The sequence below is a fragment of the Rhizobium sp. WSM1274 genome, from assembly GCF_025200775.1.
GTDB classification, from domain to species: domain Bacteria; phylum Pseudomonadota; class Alphaproteobacteria; order Rhizobiales; family Rhizobiaceae; genus Rhizobium; species Rhizobium leguminosarum_I.
The window spans coordinates 4,367,837-4,389,148 of the sequence record NZ_CP104138.1; the positions used below are offsets into that span (position 1 = coordinate 4,367,837).

18 protein-coding genes and 1 riboswitch are annotated in these 21,312 nt (G+C 61.9%); of the genes, 2 read left to right on the plus strand and 16 right to left on the minus strand.

From position 1 onward, the window contains the following. Window positions 1–53: 53 nt before the first annotated feature. The 8 genes from N2600_RS21625 to epmA form a co-directional block, all read right to left on the minus strand. Entirely contained in the window at window positions 54–1,232 is a 1,179-nt protein-coding gene (locus tag N2600_RS21625; protein ID WP_260297349.1) for a glycosyltransferase family 4 protein, read from the minus strand. A 45-nt stretch (window positions 1,233–1,277) separates the two neighbouring features. Further along, a complete protein-coding gene (locus N2600_RS21630) occupies window positions 1,278–3,758 on the minus strand; it encodes a glycoside hydrolase family 2 protein (protein WP_260297350.1) in 2,481 nt (826 codons plus the stop codon). Between the two features lie 16 nt (window positions 3,759–3,774). Next, on the minus strand, window positions 3,775–4,749 hold the full coding sequence (locus N2600_RS21635; protein WP_260298856.1) for a DUF1839 family protein: 975 nt from the start codon (window positions 4,747–4,749) through the stop codon (window positions 3,775–3,777). After that, window positions 4,740–5,648: an amino acid--[acyl-carrier-protein] ligase gene (locus N2600_RS21640; protein ID WP_170262912.1), complete on the minus strand. Its 909-nt coding sequence runs from the start codon at window positions 5,646–5,648 to the stop codon at window positions 4,740–4,742. Before N2600_RS21640 ends, N2600_RS21635 begins: the two co-directional genes overlap by 10 nt. Before the next feature lie 5 nt (window positions 5,649–5,653). Next, entirely contained in the window at window positions 5,654–6,835 is a 1,182-nt protein-coding gene (locus N2600_RS21645; protein ID WP_170262913.1) for an acyl-CoA dehydrogenase family protein, read from the minus strand. Next, on the minus strand, window positions 6,835–7,086 hold the full coding sequence (locus N2600_RS21650; protein WP_170262914.1) for an acyl carrier protein: 252 nt from the start codon (window positions 7,084–7,086) through the stop codon (window positions 6,835–6,837). Before N2600_RS21650 ends, N2600_RS21645 begins: the two co-directional genes overlap by 1 nt. 263 nt (window positions 7,087–7,349) lie before the next feature. After that, a complete protein-coding gene (locus N2600_RS21655) occupies window positions 7,350–8,402 on the minus strand; it encodes a lysine-2,3-aminomutase-like protein (RefSeq protein ID WP_170262915.1) in 1,053 nt (350 codons plus the stop codon). After that, a complete protein-coding gene (gene epmA / locus N2600_RS21660; protein WP_170262916.1) occupies window positions 8,399–9,460 on the minus strand; it encodes an EF-P lysine aminoacylase EpmA in 1,062 nt (353 codons plus the stop codon). The genes N2600_RS21655 and epmA overlap by 4 nt, the downstream gene beginning before the upstream one ends. A gap of 148 nt (window positions 9,461–9,608) precedes the next feature. Here epmA and efp point away from each other — a divergent pair, with 148 nt between their 5' ends. Beyond that, entirely contained in the window at window positions 9,609–10,178 is a 570-nt protein-coding gene (gene efp, locus N2600_RS21665) for an elongation factor P (RefSeq protein ID WP_017966128.1), read from the plus strand. Window positions 10,179–10,355: 177 nt separating this feature from the next. On the opposite strand, the gene N2600_RS21670 is transcribed toward efp, so the two are convergent. From N2600_RS21670 to metA, 6 genes are all read right to left on the minus strand, one after another. After that, window positions 10,356–11,084 carry an SIS domain-containing protein gene (locus tag N2600_RS21670; protein ID WP_003543744.1) on the minus strand — a complete coding sequence of 243 codons (729 nt, stop codon included), beginning with the start codon at window positions 11,082–11,084 and terminating at the stop codon, window positions 10,356–10,358. 121 nt (window positions 11,085–11,205) lie between these two features. Then, a complete protein-coding gene (nagA, locus tag N2600_RS21675) occupies window positions 11,206–12,357 on the minus strand; it encodes an N-acetylglucosamine-6-phosphate deacetylase (RefSeq protein WP_170262917.1) in 1,152 nt (383 codons plus the stop codon). After that, entirely contained in the window at window positions 12,357–13,388 is a 1,032-nt protein-coding gene (locus tag N2600_RS21680) for an SIS domain-containing protein (RefSeq protein ID WP_017989786.1), read from the minus strand. Before N2600_RS21680 ends, nagA begins: the two co-directional genes overlap by 1 nt. Beyond that, on the minus strand, window positions 13,385–14,158 hold the full coding sequence (locus N2600_RS21685) for a GntR family transcriptional regulator (RefSeq protein ID WP_170262918.1): 774 nt from the start codon (window positions 14,156–14,158) through the stop codon (window positions 13,385–13,387). The genes N2600_RS21680 and N2600_RS21685 overlap by 4 nt, the downstream gene beginning before the upstream one ends. A gap of 163 nt (window positions 14,159–14,321) precedes the next feature. Beyond that, a complete protein-coding gene (locus tag N2600_RS21690; RefSeq protein WP_170262919.1) occupies window positions 14,322–15,344 on the minus strand; it encodes an aldose epimerase family protein in 1,023 nt (340 codons plus the stop codon). A gap of 226 nt (window positions 15,345–15,570) precedes the next feature. After that, a complete protein-coding gene (gene metA, locus N2600_RS21695; protein ID WP_162115046.1) occupies window positions 15,571–16,494 on the minus strand; it encodes a homoserine O-acetyltransferase MetA in 924 nt (307 codons plus the stop codon). Between the two features lie 47 nt (window positions 16,495–16,541). Then, window positions 16,542–16,619: riboswitch (SAM riboswitch) on the minus strand. Window positions 16,620–16,733: 114 nt separating this feature from the next. On the opposite strand from metA, the gene N2600_RS21700 reads away from it, so the two are divergent. After that, on the plus strand, window positions 16,734–18,626 hold the full coding sequence (locus N2600_RS21700) for an ABC transporter ATP-binding protein/permease (protein ID WP_260109680.1): 1,893 nt from the start codon (window positions 16,734–16,736) through the stop codon (window positions 18,624–18,626). 119 nt (window positions 18,627–18,745) lie between these two features. On the opposite strand, the gene N2600_RS21705 is transcribed toward N2600_RS21700, so the two are convergent. Together N2600_RS21705 and N2600_RS21710 are read right to left on the minus strand one after the other, a co-directional pair. Further along, the gene (locus N2600_RS21705) at window positions 18,746–19,375 is read right to left on the minus strand and encodes a hypothetical protein (RefSeq protein ID WP_260109681.1); all 630 of its coding nucleotides are present in this window, start codon (window positions 19,373–19,375) and stop codon (window positions 18,746–18,748) included. 114 nt (window positions 19,376–19,489) lie between these two features. After that, on the minus strand, window positions 19,490–21,310 hold the full coding sequence (locus N2600_RS21710) for an ABC-F family ATP-binding cassette domain-containing protein (protein WP_260109682.1): 1,821 nt from the start codon (window positions 21,308–21,310) through the stop codon (window positions 19,490–19,492). Window positions 21,311–21,312: the final 2 nt, after the last annotated feature.

Consider the following 21,312-nt stretch of genomic DNA (forward strand, 5'->3'; position numbering starts at 1 on the left):
CGCCGCATACCTGCCATCTCTAATGCGAAAATGTTAAAATAAACGACGTCACCTTAGGCGGCCTGCATCGCCTCCAGCGCCTGGAGCGCCTTGTCATAGCTGTTCTCGGCGAGGTAGCGCAGCAGGAACGCTCGCGCCTTCTCGGCCTTCGCGCGCGCTCGCTCAGGCGCGCGGAAGATGTCCCGCAAGTGCGTAGCCGCCACTTCGGGAGAAGGATCGGCCCAGACCGCACCCTTGAGCCCGGCAAATTCGGGATGGGTATCGACCACCGGAACCAGGGGAGAGGCAACCAGCCAGCTATTGTCAGGATCGCAGAAATCCGCCGTTCCCGACCAGGCCGTGGAAATGACGGGCGTACGCTGCATGATCGCCTCGGCCACCGTCAGCCCGAAACCCTCGGAACGATGCAGCGAAAGATAGGCGTCGGAACAGCGGATAAGGCCGTTGATATCGGAATCCGACATCCTGTCGGTGACGATCCTGATCCGAGTGTTGCCTGCGACCGAGGCGACCAGTTCGCGCAGGCTTTCATCCTTGTTGATATCGCCGCTGGCCTTCATCAACAGGAAGGCGCTGGGGCATTCGGCAGCGAATATCCGGAAGGCCTCGATGACGGCCTGCGGATTCTTCCGGTTGATCGAGGAGCCAGCGCTGAAGATGAAGCTGACCAGAAAGGCGTCTTCCTCGACGCCGAATTTCTGGCGCATGCCTCCCGTCGCCGACTTCTCGGTGACGGGATGCGGAACGACGATGACCGGTGCCGCAGTGAGCGGTGCAATCGCCCGCCTGGTGAATTCCGACGGCACGAAGACGGCATTCATGTAATGCATCGCATTGCGCCACTCCGCCGGGACGATTTCGAGCTCCCAGGCGAAATAGCCGATGTTGAAGGCGCGGGTGAAATTGGCAACGCCCTTCTTCAGGATGGCGCGCGGCAGCATCGGCGGATTGAGATGCCAGATCCGGCTTCCCGCGGGTTCGGCGGTGAGATGCGACGGCATCCATCCGGCGAAGGAATTTTCGTCAGGATGCGTGCTGACATCGGAGAGCGAAATCGCCTGCCCCGCCTTCGACAACGCGTCGGCGCAGAGCCTTGCCGATTCGCCGACGCCGACCGCCATCGAGAGATAACCGACGACTTCCACCGGCCTGCGCGGGTTGAAAGCAAGACGCGACCGCGGGATCAGCCGCTGCAGGAGATGGGCGCGCAGAAAGCGGTATATCGTTCTCAAATCACGGTCTTTCCCAATGGATCGGCATCATCCTTCGCAGCGGCGTCAGCCCTCGATTGCGACGCGATGCGAACTGCCTAGACTTCTGATCTCGCCTGCAGGCGGAATGTCGCTTTCCACGCCGGACAGCGCGTGGAGCGTCACCCGCCGCATCGCGCCGGGGGCAAGGTGGAACCAGTCGTCGTCGGCTCGATAGCCTTCGACGTCGATATGCACCGATTGCGCCAGCCGGTCGGTCCTGACATCGACGAACCAGCCGTCGCCGTCTCTGCCGAATGATGCTTCGATACTGGCATCATGCAGCGCCTTCCCTCGTCCGCACGGGAAGTGGAAGCTCTCGGCGAGAAGGGCGCCATCCGCCAGCGAGCGCAGGCGCGCCACACTTGCATCGTGCGCCGGCGGCCCGAATCGGAAGGCATAGGCCGTATCGAAAAAGGCGCCGAACAGCGCCGTGCAGGCAAGGCGCTCAGTGTCTCTTGCCGCTAGCTTGAAGGCCCTGCTGCCGCTGACGACTTGCTGTTTTCCGCCGCGCAGGCAGACAACCTCGAGCTCGACGTCGAGTGCTGCATCCGTCTCGTTGACGACATGCACGTTGAGACCGTTCGTTCCCTCGTCGGTGAACACCACTTGCACCGGCCGGAATGCACGGCGCATCGCATACCAGACGGGCTTCGGCTCTCCGGTGGAATCGATCACCCCCCAGCCAGGGCCGGGCAGCAGGTCCTGCAGCGTCCAGACGAGCCCGCCATTGCAGGCGGAACCCTTGCGCCGCCATTCGGCAAAAGTCTCCTCGATCACCTCGCCGGTGACGGCGCGGGAGAGATCGAGATAGCGTTCCGGATCTTCGCGGCGCAGCTGAGCGGGATCGAAACGGTAGAGAAGCTGCAGGTAAAAGTCGCGAACATCCTCGAAATCCCACGATGCGCTGCGATCACGAGGCACGCGGGCTTTCCATAGCGGGCTGTGGACGGCGGGCACATCGAGATGATGCTTCAGCGTCCTTTGCTGCGGCACATGCGCGAAGGCGAGGCTTTCGGAGGCAAACCGCACTTCGGCGCGGCGCGCATCCGCAATCGGCCGCATATAGGCGCCGACGCCGTAATAATGGGCGATACCGGCATTCGGCGAAAAGGGCATCGCCCCGCCATAGGGTGAGTTCGGCACGTAAGGCACGTCGGGGCGCATGCGCGCGACGACCGCCGGAATGATTTCATCTGTGACCGGCCCGCTCCAGAATTCCGCCGGCAGACCGAGCATTGCCGCCTGCTGGTGGATTTCGCTGCCGCCGCAGAGCACGGCCAGCGAAGGCGACGCCTGCACGCCGTGCAGGAACTCCTCGACCTCCGCATGCACGTGGCCAAGAAAAGCCTTGTCGTTGCGCGGATAATCGAAATTGGCGAACATGAAATCCTGCCAGACCAGCAGGCCGAGCTCGTCGCAGAGCGCGAAGAAATCAGGCGTTTCGTAGGCCATGGTGCCGCCGATACGGATCATGTTCATGCCGGCTGCAGCGGCAAGCCGCAGGAACGGCTCGTAATCCGCCCGCCCGCCCGGCAATCGCGCGATATCGGCCGTCGTCCACACCGCACCACGGCAGAAGATGCGTTCGCCGTTGACGAGGAGCGCGAAGTCATCGCCATCGGCACCGCGGTCGATGTCGATGCGCCGGAAGCCGGTCCTGCCGAGCGGATATTCCACCGCGTCGGAAACCAGCGTCAGTTCGTAGAGACGCGGAGCGCCATGCGTGTGCGGCCACCAGGCCTCGATGTCGGAAAGCTTGAGGATAGCCGAGTAATGATTGTCGCCGACCTTTTCAAAGGGTTGCTCCATCCCGCCGCAGTGCAGCAGCATTGCCGGATCCTCGGCATTGCTGTGCAGGGAAACGCTGAGACGGCCGACGCCACTCTCCTCCAATACGGCGCGGATGGAAACATTGTCGATCGAGACGGGATTGCGCCGCACCATCGAAATCGGCCGCCATGGCCCGACGGCATGGATATCGGGGCACCAGCCCGGCATATGGCCGAGCAACGTCGTGCGGAAATTCTTCAAGCCCGCCGGCGTGATCATCTGCGGCCGCCAGCGCGCGCGCGGGCCCGGCTCCGACAGGCGAGGGCCGAGTGCCCGGAAGCACAGGGCCAGCTCGTCGCCGCCTGAAAGCGTCACCGGAATCTCATGCGCCGTGAACATGCTCTCGGAAAACAGGATTTCCTGGCCGTTCAGGAAGACATGGCAAAGCGTCGCCAGCCCTGCGAAACGCAGGATCGCGTCGCCGGCCTCGGCGTCGAAAAGCCGGCAGAGATACCAGGCGTCCCGCGTGTTCAGCGGCTCGGGATTTTCCCGATCGAAGAGACCGGCTTTTTCGAGTGCTGCGGCGACGGTCCCGGGAACGGGAGCCGGAATGGACTGTGCGGAAAGTGGGATGTCGTGCGGCAGGGCACAGGCACCCGGCTCCGTCAGGATCAGGTTCCAGCCTTCGGAAAGTAGACTTTCCTCGGCACCGATGCTTGCCAAACGCCCCCGCATGGTCAGATCTCCGGCCTCAGATTCGCCCCGCAAGCGACGCCATCATGGAATCCCATGCATCGGCGGCCGGATCAAGTGCTGCCTGCAACGGCTCGAACTTCTTGCGGGTGACGGCGCGGGCAAGCTGGAACTGCACCGATTTCGCCACCTCGGAAATGCGCCTGGCATGCTCGGCAGCCGTGAATTCATCAGGGGAGAGCCAGGTGAGGTAATCGGCCGCCAGTTCGAAATTGGCGCCTACCTGGCGAAGCGTGTTGAAGGCGTATTTGTGGAAGAAGCCGAACGGCCGTTCCGCCACCGCTTCGACCTGTTGCGGAAAGACGCCTGCAAAGGCGCGGATCGGGTTTTCGCGGGGACGCCGGGCAAAGTGAAAGCCGGCAAGCCGCCGCGCGGTCGCGCGCAGATGCGCTTCATCCGCGGGCTTTTCCGGGAACCGAGCAAATTCCGCATAGGGAAGGAACGGCGGGTCGTTTTCCCGATGCAGCTGGAACAGCCCGTCGAAATCCTCGCCTTCGAGACGAAAATAGCCGCCATTGTGGAAATAATCGACGCGTTTGGCCGCAATATCCAGTCGGTTGATGGCAACCGTCGTTTTGCCGTGCTCCTGCCGGTAGGCGGTGCCGCGCGTATCCGGCATGTAGAAAGAATCCATTTCGATCAGGCAGAGACGGGCACGCGCGATCTGAACCTCGACATGGCGTTCGACACGGTCGTAGATGGCAAGCTCGGTCGCACGAATGCCGTAGAGCGCTTCGAGATCCTCGAGCGGCACCTTGAAGAAGGTGAACTGGTCGCCCTCGAAATCCTGCGTCAGGGTAAAACCCAGCATCGCCTCTGGCGCAACGCCTGATGTCGCCAGAACCTCGATCCAGAGATCGACATAGCAATTGGTTTCCGGCCAGGCGCGCTCGCCGGAATGCAGCGCATGCGCCCGGTAGGTTTCCGGGTCGATTCCCGAAAAGACCGATGTCATCGATTTGCTCAGCCCCACAGCGCTTTCCGTACGCTGGCCGGCCATTGCTTCACATCGAGCCCGTGATGATGAAAGAGGGCAAGGGCGATGCGCTCCAGCCCGAAGCCGACGCAGGCGGTGTGCGCGACATTGCCGTCTTCGAGCTTGAGACCCCACTTCGTGCCGAAGGCATCCTGATGGTAGTTGAAGCTCATGCAGGCGGTCGGATTGGCAGCCGAGGTGATCGGGATCAGCAGCTCGAACTTCAGGTTCTGGTCGCGCTGATTATTGGCGAGCATCTTGCCGGCGCGGCCGAAGAACGGATCATTGGCGACGTCGATCGTCACATCGAGGCCGACGGCCTTCATCATCTCGAGGCCGCGATCCATCCAGCGCTGGCGAAAATCGGTGACGTGCAGCTCGGTGCCCATGCAGACATATTCACGCATGCGGAACAGCTGCTGGCGGGCAGGGTCTTTCGACGGCTCATGGCGGAAGCAATAGGATTGCAGGTCGAAGAGGCCGCCCGTCTTCGGCAGGTTGCCGCGCTTGGCGATCGTCGGATAGAGCGGATAGCAGGCAGCCGGCGTCAGCACGATGTCGGTCGCCTCCTGCCCCTTGGTCCAGTCTTCGCCGACTTCCATGCATTGCAGCAGGCTGACATGATCGAGTTCGCTGCCGCAGAAGCTGTGCACCGTGCCGGCGAGCTGCGGAAAGCTCTTCATGTAGCCGCTCTTTTCGAAGAAGGCGCGGTTCATGCCGGGCGGAAAGCGCATGGCTTCGGCACCATCGGCGCCGCCGAACGTGTCGATCAGGCGCTCGAAGGCAGCGATCACGTCTTCGAACTGGCCGCTGCGGCCGTAGAGCCCGTCGATGCCGGTATCGATCAGCAGACCGGATTCGAAAAGCCGGTCCAGAAACGAGGTCTGCATATCCATGACTGTCACCCCAGTAGGCTAGTGTCCTGTTTATGGACAAGAAGCATGCTCGACGTGTTGCCGAGGATGCGGTCATTCGAAATCATGAGCTGTGCGGAATGCGCGTCGCGCAGATGGCGTCCGAGGCTGAAGGGCGTACCGTTCTTGTAGCCCATGATGCCGCAGATCAGCATCGCATGGTTGACGATCTCCAGGATGGTCTCGGACGAGGCGATCTTGACGTTGTTCATCGCCACCGCAAATCCCATCGAAGACAGCCTATCGGCATCGGCCTTGGCATCCTCATAGGCCTTGAGGCCGGCAACGACGTTGGATTTCACCATCTGCAACAGGTTCGAAACCTCGGCGAGGCGCAGCGCGCCCGGCGGCTGGGCATCCGGCGCCCTGCGGGCTGCGGCACGCACGAAAGCCTGGGCGCGCACAACGGCGTCGACGGCAATGCCGTACCAGACGCCGCTCCACAAGAGGTGCGAGGAGGCAAGCATAGACTGCGCCGCGATCTCCGCGAAAGGCTTCGGCAGGATCTGGCAAGCCGCCGCTTCGCCCTTGAACAGGAAGCCGTCGGAGCAGGTGCCGCGCATGCCGAGCGTATTCCAGACATGCGTTTTCTCGAGCGTGTACTGGTCCTTGAGGAAGGCTGTCAGCACCTGATCGGAGGAAGCCGCCTGCGCGTGGGCACGCGAGGTGATGAGAATGGCGTCGGCATGCGAGCCGTAGGAAATCACGGTCGCATCCTTTTCGAGGCGGCACGTGTCGCCATCGACTTCGACCGCACAGATGCTGTTGCGCAGGTTTCCGCCGATGCCGCCTTCGGTGGTGGCGGATGCGATCAGCAGCTGCTCGGCGGCGACGCGGCGCATGAAACCGCGATGCCATTCGCTGTCGGCGCCGTGTTCAACGAGGCTCGACAGCTTGATGTGGTGCATGGCGAAAACCATGGCGCTTGCGGCACAGGCCTGGCCGAGCATCGAGCACAATTCGGCGATCTCGGTGATCGAGGCGGATTCGCCGCCGAAATGGCGCGGCACCTGGATGCCGAGCAGCCTTTCGGCCTTCATCGCATCGACGGCTTCCTGGGGGAAACGGGCTTCGGCATCGACGGTATCCGCGTGTTTCGCCGCGATTTCGGCGACGCGGGCCACCCTTGCGACAAGACCGTCCTGCATGATCTTGACGGGGAAATTCATCACGCGACCTTCCGGCCGTCCCGGATGAGATCGACGGTCCTGGCAATGGCCGAGATGCTCGCGAAGGATTTGCGGTTCAGGAGATTGTCGGGAAATTCGATGTCGAAGGCCTCTTCGAGGCCAAGCATCAACTGCACAGAAGCAAAGGACGTCAAACCTGCCGCATAAAGATCGGCATCGTCGGCAACCTGGTCGATCGACCCGGGAATCTTGCCGAATTTAGCTACGAGGTCGCGGATTGCCTTATTCATCCCATCACTCCAAGATTCTCATGATCCCGATCCGGCGTTCATCGCCTTGTCATGAGCGTTCTTTTAGTGCGGAAAACAGAACATTCCGCTAATTTATTGAGTTAAATATGACTAAGGCTCATAGTTAGGATTTTAGCGATCCTTCCCGAGCCGTCGTAAACAACGACCTTATATCAATGACTTAATGTAATTTCGATACTGCGACACAGTCTGGTTTCCGGCGTGGCGAGTACAGAAATGATACGAAAAGCGCCGCTTTTGTCTCAATCGGCCGGCGGATAGGAATGCTCGCCACCACGATAATCGGTGACGGAATAACATCCGTCACCTGTCGCCCGGATCGCGCTCCCAGTGACGACGGCCTTGCCGTGACCGCCTGGGATGTCGAGGATGTAGGCCGGCTGGCAGAGCCCGGAAATCCGCCCGCGCAGCGCCGCGACGATCTTCTGTCCCTCCTCGATTGTCACTCTGAAGTGGCTGGTGCCGGGCGCCAGATCCGGATGATGCAGGTAATAGGGTTTGACACGGATTTCGACGAAGGCCTTCATCAACTCCGCCAGCACGGCGGGATCGTCGTTGACGCCCTTGAGCAGCACCGACTGGCTGACCATGGCAATGCCGGCATCGACGAGGCGGCCGCAGGCGGCCCGCGCTTCCGTCGTCAGCTCTCTCACATGGTTGGCGTGCAGCGCGATATAGACCGTCTTGCCGCTCGCCTTCAACGCGGCGATCATCGTCGCATCGATCTTCTCGGGGTCGACGACCGGGACACGCGTATGGAACCTGATGATCTTCACATGCTCGATGCCGGCAAGCGCCTCCATGATCTCGTGGAGCCGGCGCGAGGAAAGCACCAGCGGATCGCCGCCGGTGAGGATGACCTCCCAGATATCCTCATGACTGCTTATATAATCGAAAGCGGCCTGCATCGCCGCCGCATCGAGCGTGCCGAGACCCTGCGGCCCCACCATTTCACGCCGGAAGCAGAAGCGGCAATAGACCGGGCAGACATGCACGGCCTTGAGCAGCACGCGGTCGGGATAGCGGTGAACGATGCCCTCGACCGGGCTGTGGGCATGATCGCCGATCGGATCGGCGCGCTCTTCGCGGGCGACCATGAGTTCGGCTGTATCAGGCACGAATTGCCGGGCGATCGGATCATCGGGATCGGTGCGGCCGATGAGCTTGCTGATTGCAGGCGTCAGCGCAATCGCATAACGCGCCGCAACCTCCTCGAGCGCTGCGCGATCGGCAGACGCGACCAGTCCCGCCTTCACAAGATCGTCGACGCTCTTGATCGGTTTGACGGCATTCATCTTCCGACCTCCGCCACCGGCGCCCAGAGCACCTGGTCGATGCGTGATGCTCCCGTCGCCAGCATCACCAGCCGGTCGAAGCCGAGCGCGATACCGCTTGCCTCAGGCATCAGCGGCAGCGCAGCGAGAAAATCCTCGTCGATTGGATAGGTCTCGCCGTAGACCCGCGCCTTCTCGGCCATCTCGATCTCGAACCGTCGCCGCTGTTCGGCAGCGTTGGTGAGCTCGCCGAAACCGTTCGCAAGCTCGACGCCGCAGGCATAGAGCTCAAAACGTTCGGCGACCCTCGGGTCGTCTGCCGAGGGACGCGCAAGTGCCGCCTCTGAGATCGGATACTCGTCGAGGATGGTGATGCGGCCGAAACCAAGATGCGGCTCGATCCTTTCCACAAGCACCCGGCTGAAGAGATCGGCCCAGCCGTCGTCATCGGCAACACGCATGCCGACGCGCTTCGTCTCGGCGGCCAGATGGTCGCGGTCGGTCGAACCGTCGGCGGCGACCGAGGCGAGAAGATCGATGCCGGCATGACGCTCGAACGCTTCGGCAACGCTGATCCGCTCCGGCCCGGCAAAGGGATCGCTCTCGGCGCCGCGATAGGCAAGCTTCCCGGTCTTTACCGTCTCAGTCGCCAGCGCCAGGATCCGCACGCAATCCATCATCAGGCTTTCGTAGCTTTCGCCGGCCCGATACCATTCGAGCATAGTGAACTCAGGATGATGCAGCGGCCCGCGCTCGCGGTTGCGATAGACATGGGCAAAACACGAGATGCGTTCCTCGCCCGCCGCAAGCAGCTTCTTGCAGGCAAATTCCGGCGAGGTATGCAGATAGAACAGCGCCCTTTGCCCATCCGTCGTCAGCGCTTCCGTGGCGAAGGCATGCAAGTGCGCCTCGTTGCCGGGGGAAACCTGCAGCACCGCCGTATCCACCTCGATGAAATCCTCGCGCACAAAAAACCCGCGCAACGCCGCCTGGATTGCGTTGCGCCCGACCAGGAACGGACGGCGGTCGGCATGCACGGACGGGGTCCACCAAGGGGACGCTTTCGCCGAAGAGTTCATTCCAAGCTTTCTTCGCCGGAGAAGCCGGTATTGGGGGTGGCTATTTCCCGGATTTTAGGTTAGTTGCGCCCCAAAGAAAAACATTTGCGTCTTCGGGGCGTCTCGCCAGTCATCTACGACGCCGAAAGCCGAGTTACAAGGAAGTCTTATGGTCAAGGTCATCGCCTCTTCGGTCCGCAAGGGCAACGTTCTCGATGTCGACGGCAAGCTCTACGTCGTTCTCACCGCCCAGAACTTTCATCCGGGCAAGGGCACGCCGGTCACCCAGGTCGATATGCGCCGCATCGTCGACGGCGTTAAGGTTTCCGAGCGTTGGCGCACCACCGAACAGGTCGAGCGCGCCTTCGTCGAAGACGTCTCCTTCCAGTTTCTCTATGAAGACGGCGAAGGCTTCCACTTCATGAACCCGGCGACCTACGATCAGGTGGTCGTCGATGTCGACACGATGGGTGACGACAAGGCCTATCTGCAAGAAGGCATGTCCTGCATCCTCTCGATGCATGAAGGCATTGCGCTGGCGCTCCAACTGCCGCGCCACGTCACGCTCGAAATCATGGAGACGGAACCGGTCGTCAAGGGCCAGACGGCATCATCCTCCTATAAGCCGGCGATTTTGTCGAACGGCGTGCGCGCCATGGTTCCGCCGCACATCAATGCCGGCACCCGCGTCGTCATTGCCACGGAAGACAATTCCTACGTCGAACGCGCCAAGGACTGATCCTGGTTTCAGCCTCTCGGAGAGGCCGGCTCGCGCCGGCCTTTTTTTTCCGCCGTCTCAATTAAATAATCGGGGCATGATGTCGCGCGAAAACCGCACACACTTTTCGGCATCATGCTCTATCTCTTTGTTTTCACGCAATTCCGGACGCCGCTACGCACTTTTGCTGGAATTGCCCTAGAGATGCGGGTTGCGCGGCCGGTATTTCTTGACGAGCTTCTGGTTGATCTCGGCGGCACCCGGCATGTTGGCGCTGAGATAAATCGGCGCATCGCCGGATTTCGAAAGCTCCGAAGCGACCTCTGCGAAGATCGCATTGATGACCGTCACCCCGACCGCCGTCGAGACTGGCCCGACCCGAAGCCCCGTGCCTTCGAGATCGACAACGGCGTCACCCGGTGGCAGCCCGTTGTCGAGCACCACATCGGCCACGTCGGCGAGCCGCCGGCGGCCATTGGCAATCGCTGAGGAATAGGCGATCGAAGTGATGGCAATCACCTTTGCGCCGATTTCGCGCGCATAGTCGGCGGCCTCGATCGGTGCGGCGTTCACGCCCGAATTGGAGGCGATGATGATGACATCGCCCGGCTGCATGCCGTAACGCTCCAGCATCGGCCGCACTAGGCCCTGCGTGCGCTCATAGACCGAACTGATGACTGCACCCTCATGCAACATGGCCGAGCCGACGAGTACCGGCACGGTGAAGGCGAGCCCGCCGGCACGATAGTGCACCTCTTCCGCCAGCATATGCGAATGGCCGGTGCCGAAGACATAGACACGCTTGTCGCCGCGGGCAGCATCGAGGATGACGGCTGCTGCCTGCGCCATCGGCTCGGCGAGCGTCTGCTTCAGTTCCTCCAGCCGGCCGATCAGATTGGAGAAATAGGCATCGGTAATGTCGGTCATCCCACTTCTCCTAGAGCATGTCGCGCAAAAGTGTGCCGCGGTTTTGCGATAACGACATGCGTAAAACAAAGATCTAAAGCGCGAACAGCAAATCTGACAGATCGCGACGCGCCTTTAGCGTTCAGGCCGCTTCGCCGCTGAGCCAGGTGGCGGTGACGGCAAGCGCATCGGTGAGATGCACGAGATCGGCACGCGCGCCCGGCGAGAGATGGCCGCGATCGGCAAGCCTGAGGAACCGCGCGGGATAAAGGGTCGCCATACGCAAGGCCTCGGCGAGCGTCAGGTCCAGATAGGTGACGCCGTAACGGATCGTCGAGATCATGTCGACGTCGGAACCGGCCAACGTGCCGTCGGAAAGCACTAGCTTCGAGCAGAAACCGCCCCTTTCGCGCCGGACGGTGCGTCCGTTCAGCGTGAACGAATCCTTCTCCGATCCGACGAGCGACATCGCGTCGGTGACGAAAAACAGCTTGCCTTCGCCGCGTTTGGCGCGAAGCGCCGTGCGCAGGGCCTTCGGATCGACATGATGGCCGTCGGCGATGATGCCGCACCAGATCGAGGGATGATCGATCGCCGCGCCGACGAGGCCAGGCGCACGGTGTCCCAATTGGCTCATGGCGTTGAAGAGATGCGTGACGCCCCGTGCGCCGGCATCGAAACGTTCCTCCGCCGCCTCGCTCGAACAATCGGAATGGCCGATGCTGACGGTGACGCCGGCCTCCGCAAGCTCACGCACCTGGGCAACCGTCACCTGCTCGGCGGCCATGGTGACGAGCAGCGTGCCGATCGCCTCGCGCGCCCGGATGAAGGCCTTGACATCGCGGTCCTCCACCGGCCGCATCAGTTCCGCCAGATGCGCGCCCTTCCTTGCGGGCGCCAGATGCGGGCCTTCCAGATGCAGGCCGGCGACGCCGCGGTTCATTTTCACTGCCTCTTTGGCCGCCTCGATGGCGGCAATGGAGGCCTCTGATGTATCGGTGATCAGCGTCGGCAGCAGCGACGTCGTGCCATAGGGCCGGTGCCCGCCGGCGATAATGTCCATCGAGGCAACGGAAGGCTCGTCGTTCAGCATCCGCCCGGCGCCGCCATTGACCTGCGCATCGATGAAGCCGGCCGACAGAACACCGCCGGCAAGCGCCACCACCTCGCCGTCCGGCAGATCATTTCTTGCAACGATCGCTTCGACGCGGCCGCCGGCAACGATGAGGGCTTTGTCGTCATGGAAGCGCTCGCCGTCGAAGATGCGGGCACCGAGGAAGATCTTGCGGACCATCAGACCGTCTCCGTCACCTTGAGCAGGTTTGCCGGCTTGTCGGGATCGAAGCCTTTGCGGCGCGTCACCGACTCGATCAGCCGGTAATAGACGAGCAGCGACACCAGCGGATCGACGAGGCCGTTGCCCGTCGTCGGTACGCGCAGATGGACGCCGGAAAGCGGCTGCGTCGAGAAGCCGACGGTGGTCGCGCCGAGTTTCTGCAGGCGTTCCAGCGCCTGCACATTGTTGGCGAAGGCCGCATCGTCGGGCGCAAAGGCGACGATCGGGAAGCCCGGCTGCACCAGGCGCATCGGGCCATGCATCAGTTCCGCCAGCGAAAAGGCTTCGGCATGCAGGCCGGAGGTTTCCTTGGCCTTCAGCGCCGCTTCGAGCGCGATCGCGAAAGCCGGGCCGCGGCCGGCCGTATAAAGCGAGGTCGCGTTAAAGAGCACCTCTTCGGCTGCCGCCGTGTCGATCCCCGCGGTCGCCGACAGTGCCTCCGGCAGCTTGCCGAGCGCGGCCTGCAGATCGGACGCACCGCCGATCGCAGCCGTCACCCCGGAAAGGGCGGCGACCGAGGCGATGAAGGATTTTGTCGCCGCGACACTCTTTTCCGCGCCGGCATTGAGGCCGAGAACGATATCGGCCTGCTTCGCAAGCGGGCTGTCGGTGACGTTGACGACGGCGATCGTCGTCGCTCCACCCTTCTTCGCCGCATCCTGCAGCGCTACGATGTCGGGGCTCGCACCCGACTGTGACACGGTGAAATGCACGCCGCCCTTCAGATGCAGCGCCGCACCATAAACGGAAGCAATCGACGGACCGACCGAGGCGACCGGAACGCCGCAGGTGATCTCGAAGAGGTATTTGAAGAAGGTGGCGGCATGGTCCGAGGAACCGCGCGCCGCCGTCGTCACCACGCTCGGGCGGGCGGACGAAAACAGCCGGGCGATCTCGGCAAAGACCGGTTTTTCCTTTTCGAGCAGCGTGGCCACCACCTCCGGCGATTGACCGGCTTCCTGCAGCATCAGTGACTGGTTGTCATTCATAGGTCATCTCCGATTCTCAATTCGGCAACGAAATCATAGGCATCGCCGCGATAATGCGAGCGGGTGTATTCGACGACGCGCTGGTCTTCCAGGCGCGAGACACGTTCGATCAGAAGCGCCGGCGCGCCTGATTTGACGTTCAGGATCGCGGCGGAGGACGGGTCGAGCGTGACCGCGGTCAGCCGCTGCAGCGCGCGCACGGGCCTGTGGCCGCTGGCCGTCAGCGCATCGTAGAGCGATCCCTCGCCGCCGGCATCGTGCCCCAGGAACTTGATCGGCACCACGGCGCGTTCGATCGCCAGCGGCAGTCCGTCGGCAAGGCGCAAGCGGTCGAGCCTCAGCACCGGCTCATCGCCGCCGAGGCCGAGCAGGAAGGATTCCTCCGGCGACGGCGTATTGACCGCCCGCGACAGTATCCGCGCGGCCGGCAGACGCCCGCGCGAGCGCATGTCGGCGGAAAAGGAGGAAAGCCGCCACAGCGACTGTTCCATGCGCTCCACCCTGCTCGACACGAAAGTACCGCTTCCGTGGCGCGATTCCAGTGCGCCGGATGCCATTAGGTCGCGATAGGCGGTGCGCACGGTGACACGGCCGAGCTTCAGAGCCTCGGCAAGGTCGCGCTCGCCCGGGAGTGCGGTGCCGGGCTTCAGCAGCCCTTCCTGAATGAGGCCGGTCAGTGTCTGCGACAGCCGCTTGTAGAGCGGCCCGGTCAGCGCCTCGTCACGCAGGCCGCGGCTGTTCAGTTCCGCTATCAGACTGGTTCTATCCATGGGCACACAATAGAACCTATATAGAACCAATCGGCAAGGTAGAATCGAACATGCAACGAAAAACCCCTCGCCGGCGGACCAGCAAGGGCTTCATAGCGCTCGAATTTGACAGTCGTGCGTCCGCAGCGCCGCGCGTTTAGAAACGCGCGGCGCTGGAGGATGCTCAGTTCTTGGTGAAGATATAATCCGTCTCCTGGCGCAGCACTTCGCCGGGGCGCAGCACTGCATTCGGAAAACCTTGGTGATTGATGGCATCCGGCCAGACCTGCGTCTCCAGGCAGAAGCCGGCGAACGGGCCGTATTTGCGCCCGCCGATGCCGGGAGCCGCGACATCGAGCTTGAAGCCGGCATAGAACTGCACGCCTGGCTCCGTGCTGCGCACTTCCAGCGACACACCGGAATAAAGGCTGCGGGCAAGCGCGACGCTCCGCTTGGCGGTACGCTCGCCCGACAGGCAGAAATTATGGTCGTAAAACGCTTGTTCACTGCCGACGAAACGCTTCATCGGCGCCATCTCGCGGAAATCGAATTCCGTGCCCTCGACGGGACGGATCTCACCGGTCGGCACCTGCTTTTCATCGGTCGGCAGATAATGATCGGCGGCTATCATGATGTCATGGCCAAGCGCATCTTCGCGGCCGTCGAGGTTGAAATAGGCGTGCTGGCAGACATTGGCGAGCGTCGGCTGGTCGCTGGTCGATTCGTAGATGATCGACAGTTCACCGTTGCCATGCACCCAGAAAGTCGCCTGGATGGTGCAATTGCCGGGATAGCCGGCGCGGCCATCCGGATCGACGATCTTCAGCACCACGCGGTCGACGTCATGCTCGACGATCGTCCAGTTGCGTTTGGCGATATTGTCGCTGCCGCCATGCAGATGCGTGACGCCGTTTTCATTCGGCTCGAGGTGATAGTCCTTGCCGTCAAGCGTGAACCTGCCGCCGCCGACGCGGTTGGCGCAGCGGCCTGGCGTTGCGCCGAAGTAGGACGAATAGAGCGGGTAGCTGTCGAAATCGTCGAAGCCGAGCTGCAGCGGCGCGTCATGTCCCTCGAGGCGCAGATCCTGGATGACCGCACCCCAGCTGATAATCTTGGCCGTCAGCCCGCCGCCTTTGATCTCGACCCGATAGACGGTCTCGCCCGCCTTCGTTCGCCCAAAAACGTCCCGCTCCAACTTATCCGACATGATCGACCGTCCATTCTATCTCTGCTGCAAATTCCTCAATTCGGAACCGATTTGAGGAATTTGCAGCGATTCAACATGTGCATTGCACGTCCAACGAAGACGCGCGGTTCTGTAGGCTTCAGGACAGGAACCTGCCCGCATTTGCTTCGATCCGCAACCGATGGATCGGAAAGAAAAGCCGCAGCATCTAGGCAGTGGCATCGGCTCGCGGCGCGATCGGCAACGGTCAGAGATCCGTGCCGATCTCTTCCACATCAAAGGGCGTCGTCTGATAGATTTCGTTGATCCAGTTGCCGAACAGGAGATGCGCATGGCTGCGCCAGCGGTTCTGCGGCGCAAGCGCCGGATCGTTATGGGGGAAGTAATTGTGTGGCATCTTGATCGGCACGCCGGCGTTGACGTCGCGGAAATATTCGTCGGAAAGCGAGGTGGAATCATATTCGACATGGTTGAACATGTAGAGCCGCCGGCCCCGCTTCTCGTGCACGAGGCACACGCCCATCTCGGCTGATTCCATCAGGATCTCCAGACTTTCGGATTTTTCGATATCGGCGCGGCGCACTTCGGTCCAGCGCGACACCGGCACTTCGAAATTGTCGGAAAAGCCGTTGAGATAGATCGAGGAAGGTTTCAGGTTCCGATGGCGGTAGACGCCGAAGGCCTTCTCTTTCAGCTCGTATTTCGGAACGCCGTGAAAATGATAGATCGCCGCCATCGCGCCCCAGCAGACGTTCATCGTCGAATGGACATTCGTTTCCGTCCAGTCGAGAATCTCCTGCATCTCCGCCCAATAGGTGACGTCCTCATACGGCAAAAGCTCGATCGGCGCCCCGGTGATGATGAAGCCGTCGAACTTGCGGTGCTTTACCTCCTCCCAGGTCTGGTAGAAGGCAAGCAGATGGTCCTCGGACGTATTCTTCGCCTTGTGGCCGCCGATGCGGATGAGCGACAGCTCCACCTGCAGCGGCGAGGCGCCGACCAGGCGGGCCATCTGCAGCTCGGTCTTGATCTTGTTCGGCATGAGGTTGAGCAGCCCGATCTGCAACGGCCGAATATCCTGACGGATCGCCAACGTCTCGGTCATCACCCGCACGCCCTCCTGAACCAGGGTTTCGAAGGCGGGCAGCGTATCGGGGATCTTGATGGGCATTGCGGTCACTCGATCAAAAACAAAAACCGGCGGCGACAAAAATCGCTACCGGTCCGCACGCGGCCCTTTAGCGACTTTTTTAACGTGGCTGCAAGCCGGCCGGCCAAATCACCACGGAGGCCTTAATTAGACCCAGTCGAATTGCGAATCAACTGGCGAATGCATGCAGGAGAGACTCATGCAAGCATCATCACACTTTAATGACTGATAGAATCTGTTGATAGACCGGTAACGCCACCATGTTATTAATGGGAGCATGGGCGGTGTGGAAAAGCGTAATGGCAGATAAAATCGAGAGGGGGCCGGGCATCCGAAGGCAGGATAGGGTAGGGTATGATCTCAGCCTGACATATCGCCTCGGCGTCATGTTCTCAGCATTCTGGAATTCGGAAGTGCGTGGCAAGGTGCTGTTTCTGGCGACGGTGCTGATCCTCGTCATCCTGGCGACATCCTATGGCCAGGTGATTTTGAACGAGTGGAATGCTCCCTTCTATGATTCGCTGGAGCGCCGCGACCTCGGCGAATTCTTCCACCAGCTCGAAATCTTCGCGATGATCGCCGGCACACTGCTGCTGCTCAACGTGCTGCAGGCCTGGCTGAACCAGATGACGGCGCTCTATATGCGCGAAGGCTTGTCGCGCGATCTCGTCGACCAGTGGCTGAAGCGCAAGCGGGCGCTGCGGCTCGCTTCCAGCGGCCTGATCGGCGTCAATCCGGACCAGCGTCTGCATGAGGATTCCCGCAACCTCGCCGAAAGCACGACAGGGCTGGTTCTCGGCCTGCTGCAGTCGACCATTCTCCTGGTGAGCTTCATCGGCGTGCTCTGGGAGCTTTCGAGCGGCTTCATCTTCCGCATCAGCGGCCACAGCTTCTCCATTCCGGGCTACATGGTCTGGGCGGCGATTTTCTATGCCGCTTCCGCCTCGGTGCTCAGCCAGGTCGTCGGCCGCAAGCTGGTGAAGCTCAATGCCGATCGTTTTTCGAAAGAGGCCGAGCTTCGCTTCACGCTGATGCACGCCAACGAAAACATGCCGGCAATCACCGTTGCCCGCGGCGAGGAAAACGAGCGCCGGCGCATCAACACCGATATCAGCTCGGTGCTGAGGGTCGTCAAGCGGCTCGCCATGGCCAATACCAATCTTACCTGGGTTTCGGCCGGCTACGGCTGGCTGGTGATCGTCATCCCGATCATCGTTGCCGCCCCCGCCTATTTCTCCGGCGGCCTCACCCTCGGCCAGCTGATGATGTCCGTCGGCGCCTTCAATCAGGTCAACACGGCGCTGCGCTGGTACGTTGCCAATTTCGGCCCGATCGCCGAATGGCGTGCCACGCTGATGCGCGTCACCGATTTCCGCCAGGCGCTGGTCGAGATGGAAGAGGACTTCAACCTGAAGAACAGCATTGCCTATGAAAATGCCGCGCCCGGCACGCTGACGCTGAAGGATGTGGTGATCGTCGCTAAGATCGGCGAAGACATCGATGAATGCGGCGGTTTCCGCCTGCTTGAAACCGATGTCGTGATCAAGGCCGGCGACAAGATCATGATCAACGGCGATCACAGCGTCAACCGCAAGCTGCTGTTCCAGGCCATGGCCGGCCTCTGGCCGTGCGGCAGCGGCACGATGGGCCTGCCGCCGATCGACGATATGGTGTTCGTTCCGCAGGTTGCCTACGTTCCCGGCGGTTCGCTGCGCGAGGCGTTGGCCTTTCCCGAAAGCCCGGAGAAATACGAGAACGCGGCCATCGAGGCGGCCCTCGAAAAGGCCGGCCTGCATTCGCTGGTCGCAAGGCTCGATACCCGTGCCCGCTGGGACAAGCTGCTCGACAGCGACGAACAGAAGGCGATTGGCTTTGCGCGCCTGCTGCTCGTGCGCCCCCGCTGGATCATCTTCGAGGAAGTCCTGGAAGGCATGGAGCCGGAATGGCAGGAAACAATGGCCAAACTGCTCACCTCCATGCCTGAAAGCAGCATGATCTATATCGGCCGCTCCGAGGCTTATCTCGAGGCACTGAAGCCGCGCGTGCTGCATCTGCAGGCGCTGCCGTCAAAATCCGAGGAATCGCCGCCTGTCGTTCAAGCCGGCGCCAGCGCCAGTGCCGGCACAGCCGCCGTCCCCGCGCCGGCGCTGTAAAACGCCGCTGCTACCGGCGCTGCAGCGCCCTTTGCCCGTCTGAAAAGACGTGCGGCACCAGGGAATCTAGCGATTCGGTCTAACGGCGATGCGTAAAACAAAGATGCGCTGCGCATCCGTCACATCGGCGGCATGACGCCGTTGAGGCCGACGGCGATCCGGCTGGCGGAGATGCTGCCGTCCGCCGCCTTCTCGCCAGTGACGACAACGCCGGCGCCAGGCTTCAGATCATCCTTGGACGCAGGCGCCAACGTCACGATCGGTGTCCCATCGGCAATCGAGATAGTCTTTTCCCTACCCTGATAGGTCAGCGTGATTATGTGACCGTCGACAGATTTCACGGCATGGCTGACAGTCGCGTTGGTCATCTGGCTGTTCGGCTGCGCATCCCAGGGACGGTTGCCCTCGCCCGTTCCCTTCATCGACGCCGGAAAGATCAGCACCTCGATTGCTCCATCAGGGCCAGGGCCCTTCGGAAGCGAGGCGACACCGACGAAATCGCCGGGCTTGATATCCTCGACCGAAGCTTGTCTGATGCCGCCGACCTTCCAGCCGGCTTTCAGCGCGACCGTCGCATCGCTGCCCTCGCGCGTCTTGACGACGAGCGTATCGCCGCCGAGGCTTTCGATTGCGCCGCGAACGCGAATGCGCTGGGCGTCTTGCCCCTGTGCGGCTTGCGACAGGGCAAGCGCGACGAGGCCGCCGGCCGCAAGTGCTGTGAGAAAACGGGAATGGGGCTTGCGAGACATATGACTTTTCCTTGTCGCCATTACGATCGGCAATATCCCCGGCTGCCGGACGGCACCTTATGCCGCAGGACGACACACCGACGAATCAAGGAAAAGTGAGCCGCGAGAGCAGGTTCAGCCTTCCAATTCTTCCCGCAGCATTTCGAGCTCCAGCCACTCCTCTTCCATCTTTGTCAGGCTGGCGCGCAGTTTTTCCATCTCGCGGGCAAGGCGATTGAAGGCTGCGGGATCGCGCGTGAAAAGATTAGGATCTGCCATCACCTGTTCGCGCTTGGCGATTTCGGCTTCGGCCTTCGCCATCTCCTTCGGCAGGTTTTCCAACGCGAATTTCTGCTTGAAGGACAGCTTGGCCTTCGAGCTCCCGGCGGAAGGCGCTGCCTCCTGCGTCTTCGGCTTCTCCGCCGCCTTCTCGGCTCTCTTACGCTCATCGAGCGCGCCCTTGCGCTGTAAAAGCATATCCGAATAGCCGCCGGCATATTCGATCCAGCGACCATCCGGCGCATCCGGCACGGCGGGTGCAATCGTCGAGGTCACGGTGCGGTCGAGGAAATCGCGGTCGTGGCTGACGAGAATGACAGTGCCGGGAAAGCCGGCGACAATCTCCTGCAGGAGATCGAGCGTTTCGATATCGAGATCGTTGGTCGGTTCGTCGAGGATCAAAAGGTTTGTCGGGCGCGAAAGGATGCGCGCCAGCATCAGCCGGGCGCGTTCGCCGCCGGAGAGGTTTCTGATCGGCGTACGCGCCTGTTCCGGCTGGAACAAAAATTCCTTCATGTAGCCGGTGACATGGCGCTGCTCGCCGTTGACGAGCAGGTTTTCGCCGCGCCCATCCGTCAGATAGTTGGCAAGCGTATCCTCGGGGTCGAGATCCTCGCGTTTCTGGTCGAGCGTCGCGATCTCCAGATTGGTGCCGAGCTTGACGATGCCGCTATCCGGCGAAAGCTGCCCGGTCAGCATCTTCAGCAGCGTCGTCTTGCCGGCGCCGTTCGGCCCGACGAGACCAATGCAGTCGCCGCGATGCACGCGGATCGAAAACGACGTGACGATTGCCCGCTCGCCGAAGCTCTTGGTGATCTTGTCGGCTTCGATCACCAGCTTGCCGGATTCCTGCGCGTCCGAAACCGTCGCCTGCACCGTGCCCTGCGGCCCCTTGTGGCCGCGATAGTTCGAGCGCATCGTCTGCAGCTCGCCGAGACGGCGCATGTTGCGCTTGCGCCGCGCCGTGACGCCATAGCGCAGCCAGTGCTCCTCGCGCTCGATCGACTTGCCGAGCTTGTGCTGCTCCAGCTCCTCGGCCTCCAGCACCTGGTCGCGCCATGCTTCGAAATGTGCAAAGCCGCGGTCGAGCCGGCGCGAGGTGCCGCGGTCGAGCCAGACGGTTGCCGTTGAGACCTTTTCGAGGAAACGCCGGTCGTGCGAGATCAGCACCAAGGCGCTGCGGGTCTTTTGCAGCTCGCCTTCCAGCCATTCGATGGTCGGCAGGTCGAGATGGTTGGTCGGCTCGTCGAGCAGGAGAATGTCCGGCTCCGGTGCCATAACCCGGGCAAGGGCTGCGCGCCGCGATTCGCCACCGGACAGCATTCTGGGGTCTTCGTCGCCGCTCAGCCCGAGATGCGACAGCAGATAGGTGACACGATAGGGGTCATCGCCCGGGCCGAGGCCGGCCTCGGCATAGGCCTGCACCGTATTGAAGCCGGCAAAATCCGGCGCTTGTTCGAGATAACGCACCGTCGAGGACGGATGGCGGAAGACCTCGCCGGACTGCGCCTCGACCAGGCCGGCGGCAATCTTCAGCAGCGTCGATTTTCCCGAGCCGTTACGGCCGACGAGACAGATCTTGTCACCGGGCTCGATCTGCAGGCCAGCACCCGCCAGAAGCGGTGCACCGCCGAAGCTCAGGAAGATATCGTCGAGTTTCAGAATGGGAGGGGCCAAAA